Source organism: Sphingomonas olei (genome assembly GCF_045369765.1).
Taxonomy (GTDB): domain Bacteria; phylum Pseudomonadota; class Alphaproteobacteria; order Sphingomonadales; family Sphingomonadaceae; genus Sphingomonas; species Sphingomonas panaciterrae.
Map to the genome: position 1 here is coordinate 322428 of NZ_JBIQEU010000003.1, position 20586 is coordinate 343013.

Here is a 20586-nt window from a genome sequence, read left to right on the forward strand (position 1 = left end):
CTAAGTTGATCGGGTATTGCAATCCCCACTTTGTTGATGGACGTTGCATCAACAGTTCAGGGGACGATGTCGATGTCGATTACGCTTGCCATCCTGTTGGCCGCTCCGGCCGCTTCTCCATCCGAAAGCGTGACGCAAACGGCACAGGGACAGTCACCGGCGCCGGCCGCGGATCAGGACCCTGCATCAGTGCCGGAGACGGAGACGGGGGCGGCGGGGCGGCTCGGCCCCGCGCAGCAGGGCGGCGGCGACATCGTGGTCACCGCGCGGCGCCGCGCCGAAACGGTGCAAAGCGTGCCAATCGCCATGTCGGTGATCGGGGGTGAGGCGTTGGCGGAAACGGGCGCCTATAACGTCAATCGCCTGACCCAGCTTCAGCCCACGCTGCAATTCTATTCGACCAATCCGCGCAACTCGGCGGCCAACATCCGCGGGCTCGGCGCGCCGTTCGGCCTGACCAACGACGGGATCGAGCAGGGCGTCGGCATCTATGTCGACCAGGTCTATTACAGCCGCATCGCCTCTGCGACGTTCGACTTCACCGACACCGAACGGATCGAGATCCTGCGCGGCCCGCAGGGGACGCTGTACGGCAAGAACACGACCGCCGGCGCGATCAACATCACGACCCGGCGGCCCAGCTTCGATCCCGAGGCCCGGGTCGAGGTGAGCGGCGGCAATTACGAATTCTTCCAGGGCAAGTTCTCGGTGTCCGGGCCGATCGTCGCCGATGTGGTCGCCGCCCGCATCTCCGGCTCGATCACCACGCGGCGCGGCACGGTGTACAACACGCTCCAGCGCGAATGGCAGAACAGCCAGGACAATGTCGGGCTGCGCGGCCAGATGCTGTTTCGCGCCAGCCCTGACCTCGATGTCACCTTGTTCGCCGACTACAACCGCCAGAACCCCAATTGCTGCGTGCAATATTATGCGCGGGTAGGGACGACGCAGCGCCCGGTCAGCCGGCAGTTCGCCGCCCTCTCCGCCGCCTTCGGCTATGCGCCGCCGTCGACCAACGCCTTTGACCGATTGACCGACGTCGATACCGATCTGCGCGCCGAGCAGGAGCTTGGCGGCGCATCGGCGCTGGCCAATTGGACGCTCGGCTCGGGCACGCTGACCTCGGTCACCGCGTGGCGCTTCTGGCACTGGAACCCATCCAACGACCGCGACTTCATCGGGCTGCCGATCACCCCTGTTTCGGCCAACCCGTCGCAGCAGAGCCAGTTCACGCAGGAGATCCGCTACGCCTCGGATACGAAGGGGCCGGTCGATTATACGGTGGGCGCATTTTACTTCTACCAGACGATCGACACGCAGGGGCTTCAGTCACAAGGGTCGGCGGCCAGCCGCTTCCTGCTCAATCCCGGCAATCCGCCCTTCGGCCCCAATGGCTGCGCCACCCCGACGAGCGCCGCCTGCAACCCGGCGGTGCTGAACGGGCTGACCTCGCGCAACACGATCGGGTTCAAGAACACGTCGGCCGCGCTGTTCGGCAAATTGACGTGGCGGCCTACCGATCGGCTGGAAATAGCGCCGGGCCTTCGCGTCAATTACGACAAGAAGGAGGGCGATTATGTCGCCGTCGTCACCAACGGCAGCGGCAGCGCGGTGCTGACCAACGACCAGCGCGGCGTCCTGTCACCGCAGAGCTACCAGCCGCAATTCGACAATTGGAACATCTCGGGCGACATCACCGTGTCGTACGACATCACCTCCAACATCCATTATTACGCGACCTACGCGCACAGCTACAAATCGGGCGGGATCAACCTGTCGGGCCCGCCGCTCGACGCGGCCAACAATCCGATCCTGGCGGTTCAGACGATCGATCCGGAAACGGTCAATCATTTCGAGCTGGGGCTGAAGACCCAGTTCTGGGATCGCCGCGCCACCGTCAATGTCGCCGCCTTCTGGACCGAGATCGATGATTATCAGGCGACGGTGAACAACCAGCAGGTCGGCGTGCTGCGCGGCTATCTCGCCAATGCGGGCAAGGTGCGCACGCGCGGGATCGAGGTGGACAGCGCGTTCCGGCCGGTGAGCGGCCTGAACCTCTACATCAACGGCGCCTATACCGACGCCAAATATGTCCGCTTCGTCGATGCGCCGTGCCCGCCCGAATTGTCCGGCGGCCCCGCCGCGGCGCCGGGGCAGCGGCCAGGTCCCGCCGGCGTGCCCGGTGCGATCAGCCCGCCGTCGTGCGACATTTCCGGCCAGGTACTGCCGGGCGTGTCCAAATGGGCGTTCAGCTATGGCGCGGAATACGGCATCCCGACGTCGATCGCCGGCCGCGAGGGGCAGGTCTATATCGGCTATGACGGCAGCTATCGCTCCCGCTTCTCGTCCAATCCCTCGCCATCCGCTTATACCTGGGTCGATGGCTATGCGCTGTCCAACTTCCGCCTCGGGTTCAAGACGGACGACGGGCTGAACCTGTTCGCCTGGCTGCGTAATGCCTTTGACGAAGATTATTACGAGCTGCTCGCCACCCAGTCGGGCTCGACCGGGCTGATCGTCGGCCAGCCGGGCGACCCGCGCACCTGGGGCTTCACGCTGTCGGCCGCCTTCTGAGCGGCCTCAATCGCGCAGGCGCTCGCCCAGGAACGCGATCAAGGCTTCGACCCGGGCGGGGCGCAACGGGCTTGGCGGGGTGAGGAGGTGGAGGCCGACCGGGGCGGGGCGCCAGTCGGGCAGGATTTCCATCACCTGCCCGGTCTCCATCGTGTCGCCCAGGATGAAGGCGGGCAGGCGTGCGATGCCGAGCCCGGCGACCAGCGCAGGGATCAGCGCCTCGCCGCTGTTCGCGGCCAGCGGCCCCTGCGCCTTCACCGATACTTCGGCACCGCCGGGACCGCGGAATCGCCAGGGCCCGGACAAATTGGTGTAGCCGAGCAGTTCATGCTCCCCCAATTGGCCCGGATGGGTCGGAGTGCCCCGCCGCTGGAGATAGGCGGGCGCTGCGACCAGATAGGATTGGATCGAGCACAGCCGCCGCGCCCGCAGCGAGCTGTCGGGCAGTTCGGCAATGCGCAATGCCACGTCAAACCCTTCCGCGACGATATCGACCCGCGCGTCGGAGAGGTGCAGCTCCACCTCGATCCCCGGGTGTGCGCTCAGGAAATCGGCCAGCAGGGGGGCGACATTGCTGACGCCGAAGGTCATCGGCGCGGCCAGACGGACCCGGCCTACCGGTGTGCGCGCCGCGTCACGTGCCGCCTCTTCCGCCGCATGTGCCGATGCCAGGATCATCGCGGCACGTTCGGCGAGCGGGCGGCCCGCCTCGGTCAGCGCCAAGCGGCGCGAGGTGCGGTGGAACAACGACTGGCCCAGATCACTTTCCAGCCGCGCGATCGCCTTCGACACCGTGGCCTTGCTGAGCCCCAGGGTCTCGGCTGCTCCGGTGAAGGACCGGTGTTCGGCCACGGTGGCGAAAATCGCCCAGGCTTCGAGGTCGGGTAAGCGCATCTGTGGCGTCTCCAAAGAACGTCACCCCGCATAGCCTCAACCTCATGACGGAAACAATACGTTTCAATCGTTTCTGTTTTCGCGATGCAGGGTTGATCCTATCTCCGCAGCAACACTTCGGAGGTTCTCATGACCGACATCCGCACCCGCATCGAACGCCGGCCCTTTGCATCGCTTGGCCATGCCGACCACGGCTGGCTCGACGCCCGGCATCACTTCAGCTTCGCCAACTACTACGATCCCGCGCGCATGGGGTGGGGCGCGATCCGGGTGTGGAACGATGACACGATCGCGCCGCAGACCGGCTTCCCGCCGCATCCGCACCGCGACATGGAGATCATCACCTACGTCCGCAGCGGCGCGATCACGCATCAGGATTCGATGGGCAATGCCGGCCGCACCGGCGCCGGCGACGTCCAGGTGATGAGCGCGGGCTCCGGCGTGCGCCACGCGGAATATAATCTGGAGAATGAGCCGACCACGCTGTTCCAGATCTGGATCGAGCCGCGCTCGACCGGCGGCAGCCCCAGCTGGGGCGCAAAGCCCTTTCCCAAGGGCGACCGCTCCGGCCGGTTCGTCACGCTCGCCAGCGGCTTTGCCGAGGATGCCGACGCGCTGCCGATCCGTGCCGACGCCCGCGTCATGGGCGCGACGCTGAACGCCGGCGAGCAGGTGACCTATACGGTGGGTGAGGGGCGCCACGCCTATCTGGTGGCGGCGCGCGGCGCGATCACCATCGACGGTGAGCCGTTCGACGCGCGTGACGGCGCGGCGCTCGGCGGCGGCACGTACGAGATCGTCGCCCGCGAGGATGCCGAACTGGTGCTGGTCGACGCCGAATAGCCGGGCCAGCCGGCCGCAATAGGTCGTTCTACAGCCAATCGGGCCCCTGGCCCGGCAAATCAAACGCCTTTCCGGCGCGGAAAGGGAGCAAGGAGCAATCACGATGACCAAGGTTCTGGTGCTATATTATTCGTCCTACGGCCACCTCGCGAAGATGGCGGACGCCGTGGCCGAGGGTGCGCGCGAGGCGGGCGTCACGGTCGACGTGCGCCGCGTGCCGGAGACTGCCCCCAGGGAGGTGGCGGAGGCCGCAGGCTTCCAGGTCGATACCTCGCATCCCGAGATCGAGGGCGTGAACGCGCTCGCCGACTATGACGCGATCATCATTGGCGCGCCGACCCGCTTTGGCCGCATGCCGAGCCAGATGGCCGCGTTCCTCGACCAGGCCGGCGGCCTGTGGGCGAGGGGCGCGCTGAACGGCAAGGTTGGCGGCGCCTTCACCTCCACGGCAACCCAGCATGGCGGTCAGGAAGTCACCCTGTTCTCGATCATCACCAACCTGCTGCACTTCGGCATGACGGTGGTCGGTCTCGACTATGGCTATCAGGCGCAGATGAACATGGAGGCGATCCACGGTGGTTCGCCCTATGGCGCGACGACGCTGGCCGCCGGTGACGGCAGCCGCCAGCCGAGCGACATCGACCTGGGCGGCGCGCGCTACCAGGGCAAGCGCATTGCCGAGGTTGCGGCCAAGCTGAAGGCCTGACCACGAGCTTCCCTCCTGCACGATCCTTGGCGTGCGGGGGGAAGACATCAGTCGCGGCGTCGCTCCTTGCGGCGCCGCTTTTTCTTGCCCTTCTCGTCAGCGGGCGCCTGCTCGATCGTCCGCACCACCACCGGGGGTACGACGCGCGGCAACACCGGGTCGATCGCCGGATTGGCGGGAAAGGCCGCGCGCGCCTTGGCGAACAGGAAGCGCGCGCGCGCAGCGCCAGGCTCTGCGCTCGACGTTCCCACCCAGCGCCAATGCCACGGCTCCCATTTCACGCCCTGCTTGTTGCTGGTGGGGAAGGACAGTTCGAAGCCGAAGCGGGGAGCATTGGCGGTGAGCCAGCGAAACGCGGGCTTGGCCGCCATGCACGCCTCGGCATCGGGACAGCCGTCGGCCGGGCGCACGGTGAAATCCACGGCATAGCCGGTGCCATGTTCGCTGTGTCCGGGCGGCGCGGCGGAGATGGCGCGATCGACGCCAGTGGCGCTTTCGCGCGTCCGGCAAAAGGTCCATTGCTGGTGAACGAGCGAGCGATGGCAGGAGAAGGCGTAGAGCCGGCCCTGCACCGCCGGGTCGCCGGCCGCAGCGGTCAGCAGGCGCTGCAGCGCGGCGGCGGCTTCGGGCCGCAACCGGCATGCGCCGATCGCCATCGACGGCGGTACCGCCATCAGTGCGTCGGGAGCAGCATCGCCATAGGGAAAGTGGCCGAGCGCGCGGCCGTCCGGGCTTTTGGTGATACTGACGCCATTGCACAATTGCGCCTGCGCCGGCCCACCGGCGACAAGTGCGATCGCGGCGAGAGAAAGAGGAAGGTGTGGTTGCATCCGTGTCTCTCTCTGGCCTCCGCGCGGTCGCGATGGCAAGGGCAGTCTCATGCTGAATGAACGGGTATTGTTCCTCGATGGCGAGGCGTTGATCATCGACAAACCGGCGGGGCTGCCGGTCGATCCCCCGCGCGCCGGGGGCATCAGCCTGGAAAACCATCTGGCGAACCTCACCTTCGGGTTTCGCCGCTGGCCGCGCGCGGTGCACCGGCTGGATCGCGACACCAGCGGCTGCCTGCTCCTGTCGCGCAATCCGAAGGCGCACGCGCGATTGCAGCAGGCGTTCGAGGCGGGGACGGTGCGCAAGCGCTACGTCGCCATCCTCGACGGCGTGCCGCAGGGTGAGGAGGGGGAAATTGACTTGCCGCTGGTCAAGATCTCGTCGGCCGAGCGCGGCTGGCGCATGACAGGCGATCCGGCCGGCAAGGCAGCGCGCACGCGCTGGCGCCTGCTGGGTGAGAAGGACGGCAAGGCGCTGGTCGAGCTTCATCCCGCGACCGGGCGCACCCATCAGATCCGCGTGCACGCGCTGGAGGGGCTCGGCGTGCCGGTGCTGGGTGACCCGGTGTACGGCACGGCGCATCCCGCGGGCATGATGCTCCACGCCGCGGAACTGGTCGTGCCGCGCCCCGGCAAGCCGGATGCGGCGGCGCAGGCGCCATGGCCGGCGCGCTTTGCCGAGATCGGCTTCGATGGTTGATGTGCCGGAGGAGGCGTTGGAGGAGCGCTTCCTCGCCGCCACCGGGCCGGGCGGGCAGAACGTCAACAAGGTCGCGACGGCGTGCCAGCTGCGCGTCGACGTCTATCGGCTAGGGCTGCATCCCGAGACGTTTCGCCGGCTGAAGCTGCTGGCGGGATCGCGGCTGACCGCCGCCGGAACGCTCGTTCTCACCGCGCGGCGCTACCGTACGCAGGAGGCCAACCGCGCCGACGCGCGCGCCCGCCTCGCCGAATTGCTGGAAAAGGCGGAGGAGCGCGAGGCGCGGCGCGTGAAGACGAAGCCGTCACGCGCGGCCAAGGCGCGCCGCGTCGACGCCAAGAAGGGGCGCAGCGCGGTAAAGGCCGGCCGCGGCAAGGTGCGTGACTATTGAACAAGTTCGTTGGTGTATTATGTTGCCGAAACACCAGCGGACAGGACGGTATGGCGAAGAAGGACAAGAAGGGCTTTCGGATCCCCAAGGAAATCGGCGGGATCAAGGTGCCCAAGGAAGCACGTCGTGCCGGTGAAGCATTGATCGAGAAGGCGAGCACCCCGGCCGGTCGCCAGGCGATCGCCTCCGGCCTTGCCATGGCAGCGACCGCCGCTGCGGCCGTCGCGGCACGGCAGGCGCGCGAGCATGGCTGCAAGAATGATCAGCGCGCCGCCGCCACGGACCAGGCGACCGGCGCGGACAATGCGCCCGGGGCGGACGCTGGCGCTGCCGGCGCTCCCGGTACCGCAGGCACCACGGTTGATCCCAGCCGCGTGGTCGACGCGCTGAGCGATGCGGCCGGCGTTTTCATGTCGAGCCTGTTCGCCAAGCAGCGCTAAGAAAAAAGGCACCATGCCGCTCGCATGGTGCCCTCTTTCCGTCTCAATCCAGCGGTCAGTCGTCCTCAGACGATGTTGCTGCGCTTCCCGCTCGCTCGTTCCGCGTCGCCATGGCCCTGCGTCGTCACGTCGCGGATCGGCTGGACGTCGGGGAAGGGCATGATGAGCCGCCCGTCGGGCGCGGCGGTATAGGTGGTCTGCGTCGGATAGGGGATCGAGGCTCCCTCCTGATCCAGCCGGCGATACAGCGCCATGCCGACATTATGCCGCCCGTCATATGCCTCCTGATAGTCGGCTGACGGCGATTCAAACTCCAACTCATAGTCGAGCGAGGAGGCGCCGAACGAGACGAAACCGGCGCGCACGAACGCCAGGCCCTGTTCCTCGACCACTTCCTTGAAGATCTCCGGCAGACGCTGGAGCACGTCGCGGTCGGTCTCATAGGCGACACCGATTGCCAGCTTCGTGCGGCGGCGCTCCCGCTGCGAATTGTTGATGATCTCCTTGTCGAGCAGGTTGCGGTTGGAGATGATCCGCTGCTCGCCATTGACGCCGCGTATGCGGGTCGACTTCAGCCCGATCTCCTCGACCGTGCCCGAGCTTGAATCGTAGGTGATGGAATCGCCGCGACGGAACGGGCGGTCGAAGATGATCGCCAGCGCCGCGAACAGATCGGCGAAGATGCCCTGCGCCGCCAGACCGATGGCGATGCCGCCGACGCCAAGGCCAGCGACGAGACCCGTCACGTTGACGCCAAGGTTGTCGAGGACAACCACCAGCGCGATCGCAAAGACCACGATGGTCACGAGGAGGCGGATCAGCCCCATCGCGTTCATCAGCGCCTCGCCGGAGTAATTCTCCGCGCGCGTACGGTGCTCGATGGCGCCCAGGATCAGCTCGCGGGCCCAGATCGCTGCCTGGAAAACGGCCGCCACGGTGAAGAGGAAGTGGATCGTCCGGGCGACGATCTCGGGCGGGTCCGCATAGCCGACGACGAGGCGGGCGGCGACCATGACGATGAAGAAGGTGCTCGTGCGCGCGATCACCCGGCCGATGATCGCGGACCAGCCGGCGCCCGACGTCGATCGTCGGGCGAGGCGTGGCCCCAGGTTGCGCAGCCACAGCAGGGCAAGAACGATGCCGGCGCCAATGGCGGCGGCAATCGTGATCTGCAGCCAATGATCCTTGATCCAGTCGATACTGGTGAAGGAAAAGGTGGAGATCTGCCGCTCGACCTCTTCCGAGGAAATCTTCGGTAACGACGCCTCGGTTTTCTTTGCTGTCATTATGACCTTCTGGTTCAATCAGGCGGCTTGCTGCGCGCTGCCGTTCTCACCCGTTTCAAGGAAGGCGATCAAGCCGCGTTCGGCGCGGCTGAGCCAGCGGGTCGAGCGCGGCAGGTGCAGCGCGGCGCGGAACGCCTCCTGCCCATCCTTGATCAGCGCGATCAGCGCCGGGTGGACATAGGATTTGCGCGCGATCGCCGGCGTGTTGCCCAGCTTCTCCGTGACGGGGGCGAGAAGCGTCTTGAGGCTGATGTCCTTGTCCGCCTGCGCCAGCGTCTCGAACGCGATGACGCTGGCGCCCCAGGTGCGGAAATGCTTGGCGGTGAAATCCCCCTTCATCGCTTCCTTGATATAGGCGTTGACGTCGCAGGAGGTGACCGGACGGGGCTCGCCGTCCGCGTCGACATATTGGAACAGCTTCTGCCCGGGCAGGTCCTGGCACTTCTTGACGAAGCGGGCGAGGCTGCCGTCGGTGATCGTCAGCGTGCGCATCTTTCCCGACTTTGCGCGATATTGCAGGCGCAGCGTGCTGCCCTTGATCCGGGCATGACGATCACGCAGCGTCGTCACGCCGAAGCTCTTGTTGCTCTTCGCATAGGTCTCGTTCCCGATCCGCAGGTGCGCGGTGTCGAGCAGCTTGACGATCGCGGCGATCGTCTTCTCCTTGCTGTGCCGGCGGCTCTTCAGGTCCTGCTCGACCCGCTCGCGCAGTCGCGGAAGGCCGCGCCCGAATGCCGCGCACAGATTATATTTCTCATCCTCGCGCGCGGCGCGGAATTCGGGATGGTAGCGATATTGCTTGCGGCCCTTCTCGTCCCATCCGACGGCCTGGATATGGCCCATCGGGTCGGGGCAGAACCACGCGTCGCGATAGGCGGGGGGCAGGCCGATGCTGTTCAGCCGGTCGATCTCCTCGCGATCGGTGATGCGGGCACCATCGGGGTCGAAATATCCCCAGCCATGCCGCATCTTGCGCCGGGTGATCCCGGGTTCCTCATCGTCGTGATAAACGATTGTCGTCGATGCCACTGGAAAGACCTCCGCGTGGCACAGGAAATGCGCGGGCTATCGCACGGTTCCGGAACGGCGGTCCCGCCGGCGGGTTGTGAAGGGCAATCCCCCGAGACAGGAGCTACCCCCTATGGCCGATCTTTCGCGTGCCCGCGTCCTTATCCTGGCAACCGATGGCTTCGAGGATTCCGAGCTGTTCGAACCGCGTCAGGCGCTGCTGGATGCCGGCGCACAGGTGACGCTGGCCTCGATCAAGACCGATCCGATCCAGGGTGTGAAGGGTGACAAGGATCCCACGCGCACCATCACGCCGGATCTGACGCTGGATCAGGTCGATACGGAGGAATTCGACGCGCTGCTGCTGCCCGGCGGCGTCGGCAATCCCGACACGATGCGGATGAACGATCGTGCCGTGTCGATCGTTGGCGAATTCATGGACGACAACAAGATCGTCGCCGCCATCTGTCACGCGCCCTGGCTGCTGGTCGAGGCTGACGTGGTCGAGGGGCGCCGCGTGACCAGCTGGCCATCGGTGCGCACCGACCTGGAGAATGCCGGCGGCGATGTCGTCGACGAGGAAGTCGTGATCGACGAGAACCTGATCACCAGCCGCAAGCCGGATGATATCCCGGCCTTCAACCGCGCGCTCCTGTCCGCGCTGGAGGAGGAACTTGCCGGCTGAGCCTCATGCCTTGCCCCGCCCCCGGGGCGGGCGCAGGGTAATCTCATGACGCAGCTGCTCGATGATCGTACCGCCGCCGCGCGGCCGTTTCGCCTGATCGTCGCTGATGGGGCGCAATCAGCGGCCACGCGCCCGGTGCCGGAAGAACGGCCGATCGCGATCGAATGCAACGGCATCGGCTATGCCGTGCTGATGGCGACACCGGACGCGCTCGAGGATCTGGCCGTCGGCTTCGCCCTCACCGAGCGGTTGATCGACACGCCGGAGGATGTCCGCGCGATCGACGTTCACGAGGCCGGGGGCGGCGTCGTCGTGCGGCTGACGCTCGCCCGGCGCGTCGCGCAGCGGGTCAATGATCGCGTGCGCCATCGCGCGTCGGACGCCTCCTGCGGCCTGTGCGGCATCGCGACGATGGAACAGGCGATGCGGCCGCTGCCCCCGGCCGCGCGCTGGGCGGGGGAGGATGCGGCGATCTTCCGCGCTTATCATGCCATCGCCGCGCACCAGCCGCTGAATGCCGCTACCGGCGGGGTGCATGCGGCGGCGTGGTGCAGCGCCGACGGCACGATCCTGATGGTTCGCGAGGATGTCGGCCGGCACAATGCCTTCGACAAGCTGATCGGCGCCGGTGCCCGGGCGGGCCTCACCTGGAACGGCGGCTTCGCGCTGCTGACGTCGCGCTGTTCCTACGAACTGGTGGAGAAGGCTGTTCTCGCCCGCTGCCCCCTGCTGGCGACCATTTCCGCACCGACGCGCCTCGCGCTGGATCGTGCGGCGCAGGCGGGCCTCGCGTTGCGGGTGCTGGTGCGCGGGGATTCGCTGCTCGCCGGCTGAGATCGCGGCGGGTCAGCGCGCGCGCCGCGTCGGCGCATGGAAGTCGGCCGGCTTGTGCGCGATCCACTTCAGGAACCGCGTGATCGCTGGCAGGGTTTTCAATGCGGCAAGATCACCCAGCCGCGCCAAGGTCGCATTGTCCGCCGCGGCGTGAATGGCGCGGTGGCAGATCGGGTGAAGCGGCGCGGTCTGCGTGCCACCCTCGCTCCGCGGCACGACATGATGCCACTCCGTCCGCACGCCCAGCGGCCGATCACACAGCGCGCATCGCTCGGGCCCGCTGGCAGCCACCCGCCGCTCGGCCTCCCGCAACCCCATCATCCGCTTCACGCGTCCCATCGCGGCCAAGATAGGCATTGCCCGCGTCACTTGCAGCCGCCGCCGCAATCGGCATAACACGCCTAAGTCAGCCGGCTTACGATCGGCGACGCTTAGGAGACGAGGATGGCCGTACCACATCCGTTGTTCGACCTGTCGGGCAAGGTTGCGTTGATTACCGGTGGCTCGCGCGGGCTGGGGCGCCAGATGGCGCTCGCCTTCGCGGATGCCGGCGCAGACATTATCGTGTCGAGCCGCAAGGCAGACGCCTGCGAGGCGGTGGTTGCCGAGGTGGAGGCGAAGGGCCGGCGCGCCGTCGCGATCCCGGCGCATGCGGCGAAGTGGGACGAGATGGACCGGCTTGCGGACGAGGCATGGGCTGCGTTCGGCAGGCTCGACATCCTGGTCGCCAACGCCGGCATGGGGCCGCTGGTCCCCAGCCACGAGGTGTCGGAGGCGTTGTTCGACAGCGTCGTCGGCCTGAACTTCAAGGGCCCGTTCCGGCTGATGGCCAACGTTGCTCATCGCATGGCGGAGGGGAAGGGCGGGGCGATCCTCGCGACCTCCTCGATCGCCTCGCTGCGCCCCACCCCGCGCGTTGTGCCCTATGCCGGGGCAAAGGCGGCGCTGAACGCGATGGTGGTCAGCATGGCGCATGAATATGGGCCAAAGGTCCGGATCAACGGCATCGCCGCCGGGCCGTTCCTGACCGACATTTCCAAGGCCTGGACCGAGGAGGCGCGCGAAACCGCCGACAACGCGGCTGGCCGCCCGGGCCGCCCGGAGGAGATCGTGACCAGCGCGCTCTACCTCGCAAGCCCAGCGTCAAGCTTCGTCACCGGCAGCGTCATTCGCTGCGACGGGGGCTGCTGATGAGCGCCGATCTAGAGGCAGGCGCCGTCGACGCTGCGTGGCTGACCAAGCGGCTGCGCGGGGCAGGCGTGTTGCGGGAGGCCAGCGTCGTCGATGTCACCGCGACCCCGGTCGGCGTCGGCATGCTCGGCGATTCGATCCGCTTCGAAATGCGCTATGACCGCGACGAGGGGGCGCCCGGATCGTTCGTCGGCAAGTTTGCCAGCGCTGATCCCACCAGCCGGCAGACCGGCGCGGGCTTCGGCCTCTATGAGCGCGAAGTCGGCTTCTACCGGCATATCGCGGATTCGGTGGCGATCCGCTCGCCCGGCTGCATCACGGCCGAGCATGACCCGGCCGACGGCACCTTCGCCCTGCTGCTGGAGGATCTGACGCCGTCACGGCCCGGCAACCAGCTGACCGGCTGCGACATCGCCGATGCCGAACGCGCGATGGAGCAGGCGGCGGCGCTGCACGGGCCGCGCTGGAACGACGCGACGCTGCGCGACCATGCCTTCCTCAACGTCAGCGGCGCGCGCGATTTCGTGATCAGCGTGTTTCCCGACTGCCTTGCCGAGTTCCACCGCCGCTATGACGGCATCCTGGAGCCGGAATATATGGCGGTGTGCGATCGCTACGGCGCCTTGATCGCCAGCGCGAAGGCGCCGGAGCCGGGCAATTTCACGCTGACCCATGGCGATTTCCGGCTCGACAACATGCTGTTCGACGCGCGCGGCGGTGAGGTACCGCTGGCGGTGCTCGACTGGCAATCGCCGGCGATCGGGCTGGGCGCCGTCGACGTCGCCTATTTCATGGGCCTCGCCATCTCGATCGAGGATCGCCGCCGGCATGAGCGGCACCTGCTGGAATATTACCTCGATCATCTTCGCAGCTATGGCGTGCAAGACTATGATTATGAAGATCTTTATCGTGACTATCGCCTGACGCTGCTGTCCGGCGTGTCGACCGCGGTTTTCGCCTCGGCATCGACCAAGCGTACCGAGCGCGGCGACGCGATGTTCCTTGCCATGGCGCGGGGCGGGTGTGCGCAGGCGATCGACTGCGATGCTCTGGCGCTGATGGCATGATGCGGCGTACCGCGAAGGGCGTCGCATCATGGCAGGGCTGATCGAGGCAACCGCGCTACGAGCGGCGGGCGATGGCTATGTCGCCACGCTTGATCGCGACTGGGAAATCTGGGGGCCAGCCGGCGGCTACCTTGCGGCCATCGCGCTGCGCGCCGTGCGGGAACGCGCGCTGGACGGCCACCGGCCCGTAACTCTGACCGGCCAGTTCGTGCGCGTGGCCCAGCCGGGCGAGCTCCAGATCTCGATCACGCCGCTCAAGGAAGGCGCGTCGGCACTCTATGCGGTCACATTGTCACAGGACGGGCAGCCGATCTTCCTGTCTCAGGTCTGGACCACCCGGCGTGCCGAACCGTCCGCCCCGATCCAGCCCGTGATGCCGGACGTTCCCCGCCCGGCGGTGCTGCGCAACCAGGAGGAGCTGAGCGCCGAGCGAGGTATCCAGCCCGGCAAGTTCTGGAAGAACCTGGAGGGCCGCCCGGTCGAGTTCCGCCTCCACGATGATCCGCCCGCGCAGCATCCCAACCAGCGCCGCTGGATGCGGTTTACGCAGTGGGACGAGGGGCAGGCCGATGACCTGTTCTTCGATGCGATGCGGACCGCGCTGTTGATCGACCTCGGCATCTGGCCGGGTCATTGGCATCGGCTGGAGGAAGCGGCCCGCTATCTTGCGCCATCGCTGGACCTGACCGTCTATTTCCACGGCAGCGAGCCGGCGGGCGCGTGGCTGTTGAGCGATGCCGACAGCGACGTGTCCGGCGACGGGCTGATCAGCGGGCGGGTGCGCATCTGGAGCGAGGCGGGCAGGGCGCTCGCGACGGGCAGCGGGCACTGCCTCGTCACCACGCCCCGGAGCCGCTGAGCGGCCCCGCGCCCGCCGGTCATGCCCGCCATCACTCGTCCGCGCGCGGCAGCCAGTCCATCAGGATCGCATTGACCTTTTCCGGGGCTTCCTGCTGCACCCAATGCGATACGCCGGGCAGGCGACGGATGGTTAGGTCAGCGACGTAGCGGTCGGTGCCCTCGAGCGTTTCCAGGCCGAGCGCCTTGTCCTGCTCCCCCCAGACGATCAGCGTCGGCACATCGACCTTGCCGTCGCCGATCCGCATGCTCGCGCGATGGCGGGCAGCGGCGCGGTACCAGTTGATCATGGCCGTCAGCGCGCCGGGGCGCTGGGCGGCCTCGGCATAGACGTCGAGGACCTGGTCGGGGAACCGGCTCTTGTCGATCGCCATGCCGCGGAATGACTCGCGCACGCCGCGCGCATTGCGGGCACCCATCATCCGTTCGGGCAGGAACGGCAGCTGGAAGAATGCCATGTACCAGCTGCGCCGGCGCTGCGGCCCATGCTTCAGCGCCTCCGCAAAGCACGCGGGATGGGGCAGGTTCATCACGATCAGCCGCTCGATCGGCCGTTTCTTCCAGATCGCGAACAGCCAGGCGATCGCCCCGCCCCAGTCATGCGCGACCAGCGTCAGCTTCCTGGCGCCGCTGGCGTCGAACAAGGCGGCGGCATCCTCGACGATCTTGTCGGCCGTGTAGGATGCGACCCCCTTGGGCCGGTACGACGCGCCATAACCGCGCTGGTTGGGCGCCCACACGCGATATCCCATGCCAGCCAGCAACGGCATCTGGAAACGCCAGGAATAATTGAGTTCGGGAAATCCGTGGAGGCACAGGATGAGGTGATCACCCTGGCCAGCCTCCGCCACTTCAAAGGTCTGGCCATTGGCGACGACCTCACGAATGGTGATGCCGCTTTCGGGGGCGGGGGACCAGCTGGGGGTCATGCGGTTTCTCCTGCGGCGGCTGATGCGGTTGCGGCAAAGCGTAGAAGGTTGGGCTGGCCGGTCCAGGCGGTCTGGCCGCCATCGGCGACGACAATCGCACCCGTGACATAGGAGGCCGCGTCCGAGGCGAGGAAGGCGATCACGTCCGCCATCTCCTCGGGCGTGCCCGCGCGGCCCATCGGGATGGTGTCATGCCATGCCGCCTCCAGGCCCGGCATCGCCTTCGCACCGGCAGTGAGCGGGGTGGCGATCAGGCCCGGGCACAGCGCGTTGACGCGAATGCCCTCGCGCGCATGGTCGATCGCCAGGCTGCGGGTGTAGTTGATCACCCCCGCCTTCGCCGCATTATAGGCGGTGAAGCCATAGTCGCCGGCCATGCCGGAAATGGAGGCGGTGTTGACGATCGCCGCCTTCCCCCCGGTCATGTGCGGGATTGCGGCACGGCAGGCGTAGAAGACGGCGTTGAGGTCGATCGCGATCACCCGTTCCCAGTTGTCCGGCGCCAGATCGGGCGTCCGCCCGAAACAGCCGATGCCGGCATTGTTGACCAGGATGTCGATCCGCCCGTGGCGATCCACCGCGGCCTCGACGAACGCCTCCACCGACGCGCGGTCCGCCACGTCCGCGGTAATCGCGGTCCCGCCAATCTCGTCGGCGACAGCGCGCGCCGGCGCCTCGGCCAGATCGACCACCACGACCTTCGCCCGTTCGCGCGCCATCAACCGCGCCGTTGCTGCGCCGATGCCGGAGCCGCCGCCCGTGATCACGGTGACCTTGTCCTGAAACCGCATCATCCTCTCCCCTGCATCCTCTTCCGCCGGCGCCTGTTGATTCGGCCTCCGCTTCAGGCCATCATAACTTTCGTTATGGCTGCCGGGAAAGAGCAGCCGGGGAGAGGGAAATGACGACTAGCAAGCGCGCCTGCATCATCGGTGCCGGCTGCTCGGGGTTCACGACGGCGAAGCGGTTGCAGGATGAAGGGATCTCGTTCGACTGTTTCGAGATGTCGGACGATATCGGCGGCAACTGGTATTATCGTAATCCCAACGGCCGGTCGGCCTGCTACCAGTCGCTGCACATCGACACATCGAAATGGCGGCTCGCGTTTGAGGATTATGCGGTCCCGGCCGACTGGCCCGATTTCCCCAGCCACGCGCAGCTTTGCCAGTATTTCCGCGACTATGTCGATCATTTTGACCTGCGTCGGCAGATCACGTTCAATACCGAGGTGACACGCGCGTCGCGGCGCCCCCGCGGCGGCTGGGACGTCACCCTGTCCACCGGCGAGACGCGAAGCTACGATGTGCTGTTCGTCTGCAACGGCCATCACTGGGACCCCAACGTGCCGGAATATCCCGGCACGTTCGATCGGCCGCACTTCCACGTTCACAGCTATCGCGATCCCTATGATCCGGTCGACCTGCGCGGCAAGAACGTCGTCGTCGTGGGCATGGGCAATTCGGCCATGGATGTGGCGAGCGAATTGTCGCAGCGGCACCTGGCGAAGAATCTGTGGGTGTCGGCCCGCCGCGGCGTGTGGGTGCTGCCCAAGATGGCGGGCGGCAAGCCGATGGACAAATCCGCCATGCCGACCTGGATGCCGCGTAAGCTCGGCAAGGCGCTGGCCCGCCGCGCGATCAAGAAACTGGTCGGGCGAATGGAGGATTATGGCCTGCCCAAGCCCGACCACGAGCCGCTCGACGCGCACCCCAGCGTCTCGGGCGAGTTCCTGACGCGGGCAAGCTGTGGCGACATCAAGTTCAAGCCCAATATCAAGGCGCTGGAGGGCACACGTGTCCGCTTCGATGATGACAGCGTCGAGGATGTGGACGCGATCATCTACGCCACGGGCTACCGCATCAGCTTCCCGTTCTTCGACGATCCGGCGCTGCTCCCCGACGCGCAGAACCGGTTCCCGTTGTTCAAGCGCATGGTGATCCCGGGCATCGACGACTTGTTCTTCATGGGTCTTGCCCAGCCGCTGCCGACGCTGGTCAACTTCGCCGAGCAGCAGTCGAAGCTGGCGGGCGCCTTCCTCGCCGGCCGCTACGCCTTGCCCAGCGTCGAGGACATGCGCCGCATCACCGCCGAGGATGAGGCGGTGGAGCTGGGCGATTATTACCAGTCCACGCGCCACACGATCCAGGTCGATTTCGCGCGCTACGTCGCCGATCTCCACAAGGAGATCGCCAAGGGCGAGCGGCGCGCCAAGGCCCGCACGGGCAGGATTGCGGCATGACCGACACGTTGGTGCGTGCGGCCGCGCCGGTCGCGCTCGACGCAGGCGAGCGGGCGGCGCTGGTCGATACGGTGCGGCGCCTGCTGGCGGAGCGGTGCACCGAGCAGCACGTGCGCCGGATCATGGACAGCGACAGCGGGCACGATCCGGCGCTGTGGCGCGCCCTGTGTGATCTGGGCCTGCCGGGCTTGCTGGTCCCCGCAGAGGCGGGCGGCACCGGGCTTGGCCCGGTCGAGCTTGAACTGGTGATGGAAGAGGTCGGCGCCGCGCTGTTGCCCGCCCCGATCATCTCGTCCGCGATTGCCGCCACTTTGTGTCCCGACTGGCCGGGGCTGGCCAATGGATCGTGCATTGCGGCGGTCGCCTTTGCCGGGCGGCACGACTGGGCCGGGCATAGCACGGTCGCCTGGAATGGGGAGCGGCTGACCGGCGTCGCCCGCTTCGTGCCGGACGCCGCCATCGCCGACACGGTGTTCGTCGTCTGCGATGACCAGATAGTCGCGGTCGCGCGCGATGCCATGACCGTCACGCCGCTGCCGGTGTTCGACGGCACCCGCCGCATGGCCGACGTGACGTTCCACGGCCCGGCTGAGCTGGTGTCGGATGGTGCGCGGATCGCCGCGGCGAAGGACATCGCGCTGGTGGCGCTCGCCGGTGAGCAGGCGGGCGGCGCGCGCCGCATGCTCGAGATGACGGTCGCCTACGCGACGGAGCGGCATCAGTTCGGCCGCGCGATCGGCAGCTTCCAGGCGATCAAGCATATGGCCGCCGACCTGCTGCTCGAAAGCGAGTCCGCCACCTCCGCCGCCCGCGACGCCGCGCGCCAGCTGGCCGAGCGGACGGAGACGAAGGACGCCGCCATCGCGCTCGCGGCCTTCGCCTGCGCCGACGCCTTCGTCCGCGTGGCGAAGGACGGCATCCAGATGCATGGCGGCATCGCCTTCACCTGGGAGCATCCGGCGCACCTCTATCTCCGGCGCGCGCGATCGGCGGCGCAGCTCTACGGCGACAGCCAGGTCTGGCGCGAACGCTACCTTCAGGCGCTGGAGGCGCAATCATGAGCGACGACGTGACCAACGACAATCTGCGCGCCGAGGTGGAGGCGTGGCTCGCCGCGAACTGGACCGGGCTTCCCGCCCACCACGAAAGTTTCGGCCGCGATCCGCGCAGCGCATGGCTGGCCAAGGTGCGCGACGCCGGCTGGGCCGTGCCGCGCTGGACGCCGGAATGGGGCGGGCGAGGGCTGTCGAACGAACAGGCTCGCATTGTCGAGCGCGCCTTTGCCGCGGCCGGCGCACCGGGGGCGGGGCAGGACCGGTCGAACCTGTGGGCCAACACCGCACTCGCCCACGCGACCGACAGCTTCAAGCGCAAGATCGTGCCGCAATTGCTCGCCGGGGAGGTCGGCATGTGCCTCCTCTATTCGGAGCCGGGCGCAGGGTCCGATCTCGCCGCCGTCCGCACGCGCGCCGAAAAGGTCGACGGCGGCTGGCGGGTCACCGGGCAGAAGGTGTGGACCTCGGGCGCCGCGGTTGCCGATTACGGCATGCTGATCGCCCGCACCGACTGGGACGTGCCCAAGCATCGCGGGATCAGCTTCTTCTTCCTGCCGATGCGGCAGGAGGGCGTCGAGGTGCGCCCGCTGCGGCAGATCACCGACGAGGCGCATTTCAACGAGGTGTTCATCACCGACGCCTTCGTGCCGGAGGAGAACCTTCTGGGGCCGCTGAATGGCGGCTGGGGCGTGCTGCAGACGGCGCTCGCCTATGAACGGTCGGTCATGGGCGATGCGGCGCGCGGTCCGCGATCCGGCGCTGGAGGGCCGAAGGGCGATCATGCGCTGCTCGGCCTCGCGCGGGAGGCCGGGCGGCTCGCCGACCCGGTCGTGCGGCAGGACGTGGCGCAGGTCATCGCCTGGCGGGCGCTCAACAAGCTGAATACGCAGCGCGCCAAGGCGGAACTGGCACAGGGCACCTCGTCGCCGATCATGTCGCTGGGCAAGCTGGCGATGAGCCGCATCCTGCATGAGGAGGCACGCGTGCGCACCATGTTGCTTGGCGCGGAAAGCCTGCTCGAAGGGCCTGATCATCCGCGCGCGGAGGACGCCAACTTCCTCACGCTGAACGCCTATTTCACCTCCATCGGCGGCGGCACCGACCAGATCCAGCGCAACATCATCGGAGAGCGCGTGCTGGGGCTGCCGAAGGAGCCGGAAGTCGATCGGACGATCCCCTTTCGGGAGGTCCGCGCGGGATAGGCGATGGCGTGCGGCTCGCGCGCGATGGGCCGCACGCCATCGCACGACAGGCACAGGCACAGGCACAGGCAACGGGCGGGAGGCACGATATGCGTTCGATCTTCATCACTGGCGGCGCGTCGGGGATCGGTCTTGCGGCGGCACGGCGCTTTGCCCGCGAAGGGTGGACGGTCGGGATCGGCGACATTGACGAGATCGGGATGCGCCGCGCCGGCGAGGAATTGAACCTCTTCACCTATCCGCTCGACGTGCGCGACCGGGGCCAATGGCGCAATGCGCTGCAGGAGTTCGTCGGGACGACCGGCCGCCTCGACATCCTGCTGAACAATGCGGGGATCGCGCGCTACGGCATGTTCGAGGATGTGACGCCCGACGAAAGCGACCTGCAGATCGACATCAACGTCAAGGGCGTGGTCAACGGTGCCTATGCCGCCCTGCCGCACCTGAAGGCGACGCCCGGCAGCCGGCTGGTCAACGTGGCGTCGGTCGCCGGCATCGTCGGATCGCCCGGCCTCGCGGTCTATTCGGCCACCAAGCATGCGGTCCGCGGCCTGACCGAGGCGCTGGATGCCGAATGGACCCGGCATGGCGTCGATGTCACTTGCGTCATGCCGTTCTACGTGGAGACGCCGATCCTAGACGCGGGGTCGAAGGGCAGCAACCAGACGATCCGCGACGCGATCGGCAATTCACCCGTCTATACCGTGGAGGAAGCGGCCGAGATGGTGTGGCAGGCGGCGCATGGCAGCGAGCGCGAATATATCGTCGGCAAGGCTGGCCGGCAGGCGCACTTCGCCCGCCGCTTCATGCCCGGCCGGCTGCGCAAGCGGCTGAAGGCGGCCTTCGCCTCCTGA

At 67.4% G+C, this 20586-nt stretch carries 22 protein-coding genes; 15 read left to right on the forward strand and 7 right to left on the reverse strand.

Going from position 1 to position 20586, the window contains the following annotated elements:
- The first annotated feature begins 72 nt into the window (after positions 1–72).
- A complete protein-coding gene (locus tag ACH0BU_RS06010) occupies positions 73–2574 on the forward strand; it encodes a TonB-dependent receptor (RefSeq protein WP_500263860.1) in 2502 nt (833 codons plus the stop codon).
- Between the two features lie 6 nt (positions 2575–2580).
- On the opposite strand, the gene ACH0BU_RS06015 is transcribed toward ACH0BU_RS06010, so the two are convergent.
- A complete protein-coding gene (locus ACH0BU_RS06015) occupies positions 2581–3468 on the reverse strand; it encodes a LysR family transcriptional regulator (RefSeq protein WP_136451377.1) in 888 nt (295 codons plus the stop codon).
- Between the two features lie 129 nt (positions 3469–3597).
- Between ACH0BU_RS06015 and ACH0BU_RS06020 the strand changes: the two genes are divergently transcribed.
- Together ACH0BU_RS06020 and wrbA are read left to right on the forward strand one after the other, a co-directional pair.
- Positions 3598–4311 (forward strand): pirin family protein, encoded by a 714-nt coding sequence (locus tag ACH0BU_RS06020; protein ID WP_046411302.1) that lies wholly within the window; start codon positions 3598–3600, stop codon positions 4309–4311.
- Positions 4312–4414: 103 nt separating this feature from the next.
- Complete coding sequence (gene wrbA, locus ACH0BU_RS06025; protein ID WP_046411301.1) at positions 4415–5017, forward strand: NAD(P)H:quinone oxidoreductase; 603 nt, start codon at positions 4415–4417, stop codon at positions 5015–5017.
- Positions 5018–5064: 47 nt separating this feature from the next.
- Here wrbA and ACH0BU_RS06030 read toward each other — a convergent pair whose 3' ends face one another.
- Complete coding sequence (locus ACH0BU_RS06030; protein ID WP_296218126.1) at positions 5065–5847, reverse strand: M15 family metallopeptidase; 783 nt, start codon at positions 5845–5847, stop codon at positions 5065–5067.
- A gap of 49 nt (positions 5848–5896) precedes the next feature.
- Here ACH0BU_RS06030 and ACH0BU_RS06035 point away from each other — a divergent pair, with 49 nt between their 5' ends.
- The 3 genes from ACH0BU_RS06035 to ACH0BU_RS06045 are packed head-to-tail and all read left to right on the forward strand — an operon-like array spanning position 5897 to position 7378.
- A complete protein-coding gene (locus tag ACH0BU_RS06035; protein ID WP_296218125.1) occupies positions 5897–6547 on the forward strand; it encodes an RluA family pseudouridine synthase in 651 nt (216 codons plus the stop codon).
- Positions 6540–6938: an alternative ribosome rescue aminoacyl-tRNA hydrolase ArfB gene (arfB, locus tag ACH0BU_RS06040; RefSeq protein ID WP_125944702.1), complete on the forward strand. Its 399-nt coding sequence runs from the start codon at positions 6540–6542 to the stop codon at positions 6936–6938. Before ACH0BU_RS06035 ends, arfB begins: the two co-directional genes overlap by 8 nt.
- Before the next feature lie 50 nt (positions 6939–6988).
- Positions 6989–7378 (forward strand): hypothetical protein, encoded by a 390-nt coding sequence (locus ACH0BU_RS06045; protein ID WP_296218122.1) that lies wholly within the window; start codon positions 6989–6991, stop codon positions 7376–7378.
- Positions 7379–7443: 65 nt separating this feature from the next.
- Here the strand turns inward: ACH0BU_RS06045 and ACH0BU_RS06050 are convergent, their stop codons facing one another.
- On the reverse strand, positions 7444–8664 hold the full coding sequence (locus tag ACH0BU_RS06050) for a mechanosensitive ion channel family protein (protein ID WP_136451373.1): 1221 nt from the start codon (positions 8662–8664) through the stop codon (positions 7444–7446).
- Between the two features lie 18 nt (positions 8665–8682).
- Positions 8683–9633, reverse strand: coding sequence for a DNA topoisomerase IB (locus ACH0BU_RS06055; protein WP_082103278.1), 951 nt, complete (start codon positions 9631–9633; stop codon positions 8683–8685).
- A 172-nt stretch (positions 9634–9805) separates the two neighbouring features.
- Here ACH0BU_RS06055 and ACH0BU_RS06060 point away from each other — a divergent pair, with 172 nt between their 5' ends.
- Together ACH0BU_RS06060 and fdhD are read left to right on the forward strand one after the other, a co-directional pair.
- Positions 9806–10357: a type 1 glutamine amidotransferase domain-containing protein gene (locus ACH0BU_RS06060; RefSeq protein ID WP_046411293.1), complete on the forward strand. Its 552-nt coding sequence runs from the start codon at positions 9806–9808 to the stop codon at positions 10355–10357.
- A 45-nt stretch (positions 10358–10402) separates the two neighbouring features.
- A complete protein-coding gene (fdhD, locus tag ACH0BU_RS06065) occupies positions 10403–11191 on the forward strand; it encodes a formate dehydrogenase accessory sulfurtransferase FdhD (protein ID WP_125944699.1) in 789 nt (262 codons plus the stop codon).
- Between the two features lie 12 nt (positions 11192–11203).
- Here the strand turns inward: fdhD and ACH0BU_RS06070 are convergent, their stop codons facing one another.
- On the reverse strand, positions 11204–11512 hold the full coding sequence (locus ACH0BU_RS06070) for an HNH endonuclease (protein ID WP_136451462.1): 309 nt from the start codon (positions 11510–11512) through the stop codon (positions 11204–11206).
- A 123-nt stretch (positions 11513–11635) separates the two neighbouring features.
- On the opposite strand from ACH0BU_RS06070, the gene ACH0BU_RS06075 reads away from it, so the two are divergent.
- The 3 genes from ACH0BU_RS06075 to ACH0BU_RS06085 are packed head-to-tail and all read left to right on the forward strand — an operon-like array spanning position 11636 to position 14308.
- Positions 11636–12382 (forward strand): SDR family NAD(P)-dependent oxidoreductase, encoded by a 747-nt coding sequence (locus ACH0BU_RS06075; protein WP_136451372.1) that lies wholly within the window; start codon positions 11636–11638, stop codon positions 12380–12382.
- Positions 12382–13449 carry an oxidoreductase family protein gene (locus ACH0BU_RS06080; protein ID WP_296218111.1) on the forward strand — a complete coding sequence of 356 codons (1068 nt, stop codon included), beginning with the start codon at positions 12382–12384 and terminating at the stop codon, positions 13447–13449. The genes ACH0BU_RS06075 and ACH0BU_RS06080 overlap by 1 nt, the downstream gene beginning before the upstream one ends.
- 28 nt (positions 13450–13477) lie before the next feature.
- Positions 13478–14308, forward strand: coding sequence for a thioesterase family protein (locus ACH0BU_RS06085; protein WP_296218109.1), 831 nt, complete (start codon positions 13478–13480; stop codon positions 14306–14308).
- A gap of 31 nt (positions 14309–14339) precedes the next feature.
- Here the strand turns inward: ACH0BU_RS06085 and ACH0BU_RS06090 are convergent, their stop codons facing one another.
- Both ACH0BU_RS06090 and budC read right to left on the reverse strand, forming a co-directional pair.
- A complete protein-coding gene (locus tag ACH0BU_RS06090; RefSeq protein WP_296218107.1) occupies positions 14340–15236 on the reverse strand; it encodes an alpha/beta fold hydrolase in 897 nt (298 codons plus the stop codon).
- The gene (gene budC / locus ACH0BU_RS06095) at positions 15233–16030 is read right to left on the reverse strand and encodes a meso-2,3-butanediol dehydrogenase (RefSeq protein ID WP_296218105.1); all 798 of its coding nucleotides are present in this window, start codon (positions 16028–16030) and stop codon (positions 15233–15235) included. Before budC ends, ACH0BU_RS06090 begins: the two co-directional genes overlap by 4 nt.
- Before the next feature lie 107 nt (positions 16031–16137).
- On the opposite strand from budC, the gene ACH0BU_RS06100 reads away from it, so the two are divergent.
- The 4 genes from ACH0BU_RS06100 (at position 16138) to ACH0BU_RS06115 (ending at position 20586) form a co-directional block, all read left to right on the forward strand.
- Positions 16138–17475 carry a flavin-containing monooxygenase gene (locus ACH0BU_RS06100; protein WP_046411282.1) on the forward strand — a complete coding sequence of 446 codons (1338 nt, stop codon included), beginning with the start codon at positions 16138–16140 and terminating at the stop codon, positions 17473–17475.
- Positions 17472–18536, forward strand: a complete 1065-nt coding sequence (locus tag ACH0BU_RS06105; RefSeq protein ID WP_314470560.1) for an acyl-CoA dehydrogenase family protein — start codon at positions 17472–17474, stop codon at positions 18534–18536. The genes ACH0BU_RS06100 and ACH0BU_RS06105 overlap by 4 nt, the downstream gene beginning before the upstream one ends.
- Positions 18533–19732 carry an acyl-CoA dehydrogenase family protein gene (locus ACH0BU_RS06110; RefSeq protein ID WP_314470562.1) on the forward strand — a complete coding sequence of 400 codons (1200 nt, stop codon included), beginning with the start codon at positions 18533–18535 and terminating at the stop codon, positions 19730–19732. Before ACH0BU_RS06105 ends, ACH0BU_RS06110 begins: the two co-directional genes overlap by 4 nt.
- Before the next feature lie 89 nt (positions 19733–19821).
- Complete coding sequence (locus ACH0BU_RS06115; RefSeq protein WP_296222249.1) at positions 19822–20586, forward strand: SDR family oxidoreductase; 765 nt, start codon at positions 19822–19824, stop codon at positions 20584–20586.

Excerpts from the sequence above, each read along its gene's own strand:
- ACH0BU_RS06010 (WP_500263860.1), top strand. The coding sequence starts at position 73 with ATGTCGATTACGCTTGCCATCCTGTTGGCCGCTCCGGCCGCTTCTCCA.
- ACH0BU_RS06015 (WP_136451377.1), bottom strand. The coding sequence starts at position 3,468 with ATGCGCTTACCCGACCTCGAAGCCTGGGCGATTTTCGCCACCGTGGCC.
- ACH0BU_RS06020 (WP_046411302.1), top strand. The coding sequence starts at position 3,598 with ATGACCGACATCCGCACCCGCATCGAACGCCGGCCCTTTGCATCGCTT.
- wrbA (WP_046411301.1), top strand. The coding sequence starts at position 4,415 with ATGACCAAGGTTCTGGTGCTATATTATTCGTCCTACGGCCACCTCGCG.
- ACH0BU_RS06030 (WP_296218126.1), bottom strand. The coding sequence starts at position 5,847 with ATGCAACCACACCTTCCTCTTTCTCTCGCCGCGATCGCACTTGTCGCC.
- ACH0BU_RS06035 (WP_296218125.1), top strand. The coding sequence starts at position 5,897 with ATGCTGAATGAACGGGTATTGTTCCTCGATGGCGAGGCGTTGATCATC.
- arfB (WP_125944702.1), top strand. The coding sequence starts at position 6,540 with ATGGTTGATGTGCCGGAGGAGGCGTTGGAGGAGCGCTTCCTCGCCGCC.
- ACH0BU_RS06045 (WP_296218122.1), top strand. The coding sequence starts at position 6,989 with ATGGCGAAGAAGGACAAGAAGGGCTTTCGGATCCCCAAGGAAATCGGC.
- ACH0BU_RS06050 (WP_136451373.1), bottom strand. The coding sequence starts at position 8,664 with ATGACAGCAAAGAAAACCGAGGCGTCGTTACCGAAGATTTCCTCGGAA.
- ACH0BU_RS06055 (WP_082103278.1), bottom strand. The coding sequence starts at position 9,633 with ATGCGGCATGGCTGGGGATATTTCGACCCCGATGGTGCCCGCATCACC.
- ACH0BU_RS06060 (WP_046411293.1), top strand. The coding sequence starts at position 9,806 with ATGGCCGATCTTTCGCGTGCCCGCGTCCTTATCCTGGCAACCGATGGC.
- fdhD (WP_125944699.1), top strand. The coding sequence starts at position 10,403 with ATGACGCAGCTGCTCGATGATCGTACCGCCGCCGCGCGGCCGTTTCGC.
- ACH0BU_RS06070 (WP_136451462.1), bottom strand. The coding sequence starts at position 11,512 with ATGATGGGGTTGCGGGAGGCCGAGCGGCGGGTGGCTGCCAGCGGGCCC.
- ACH0BU_RS06075 (WP_136451372.1), top strand. The coding sequence starts at position 11,636 with ATGGCCGTACCACATCCGTTGTTCGACCTGTCGGGCAAGGTTGCGTTG.
- ACH0BU_RS06080 (WP_296218111.1), top strand. The coding sequence starts at position 12,382 with ATGAGCGCCGATCTAGAGGCAGGCGCCGTCGACGCTGCGTGGCTGACC.
- ACH0BU_RS06085 (WP_296218109.1), top strand. The coding sequence starts at position 13,478 with ATGGCAGGGCTGATCGAGGCAACCGCGCTACGAGCGGCGGGCGATGGC.
- ACH0BU_RS06090 (WP_296218107.1), bottom strand. The coding sequence starts at position 15,236 with ATGACCCCCAGCTGGTCCCCCGCCCCCGAAAGCGGCATCACCATTCGT.
- budC (WP_296218105.1), bottom strand. The coding sequence starts at position 16,030 with ATGATGCGGTTTCAGGACAAGGTCACCGTGATCACGGGCGGCGGCTCC.
- ACH0BU_RS06100 (WP_046411282.1), top strand. The coding sequence starts at position 16,138 with ATGACGACTAGCAAGCGCGCCTGCATCATCGGTGCCGGCTGCTCGGGG.
- ACH0BU_RS06105 (WP_314470560.1), top strand. The coding sequence starts at position 17,472 with ATGACCGACACGTTGGTGCGTGCGGCCGCGCCGGTCGCGCTCGACGCA.
- ACH0BU_RS06110 (WP_314470562.1), top strand. The coding sequence starts at position 18,533 with ATGAGCGACGACGTGACCAACGACAATCTGCGCGCCGAGGTGGAGGCG.
- ACH0BU_RS06115 (WP_296222249.1), top strand. The coding sequence starts at position 19,822 with ATGCGTTCGATCTTCATCACTGGCGGCGCGTCGGGGATCGGTCTTGCG.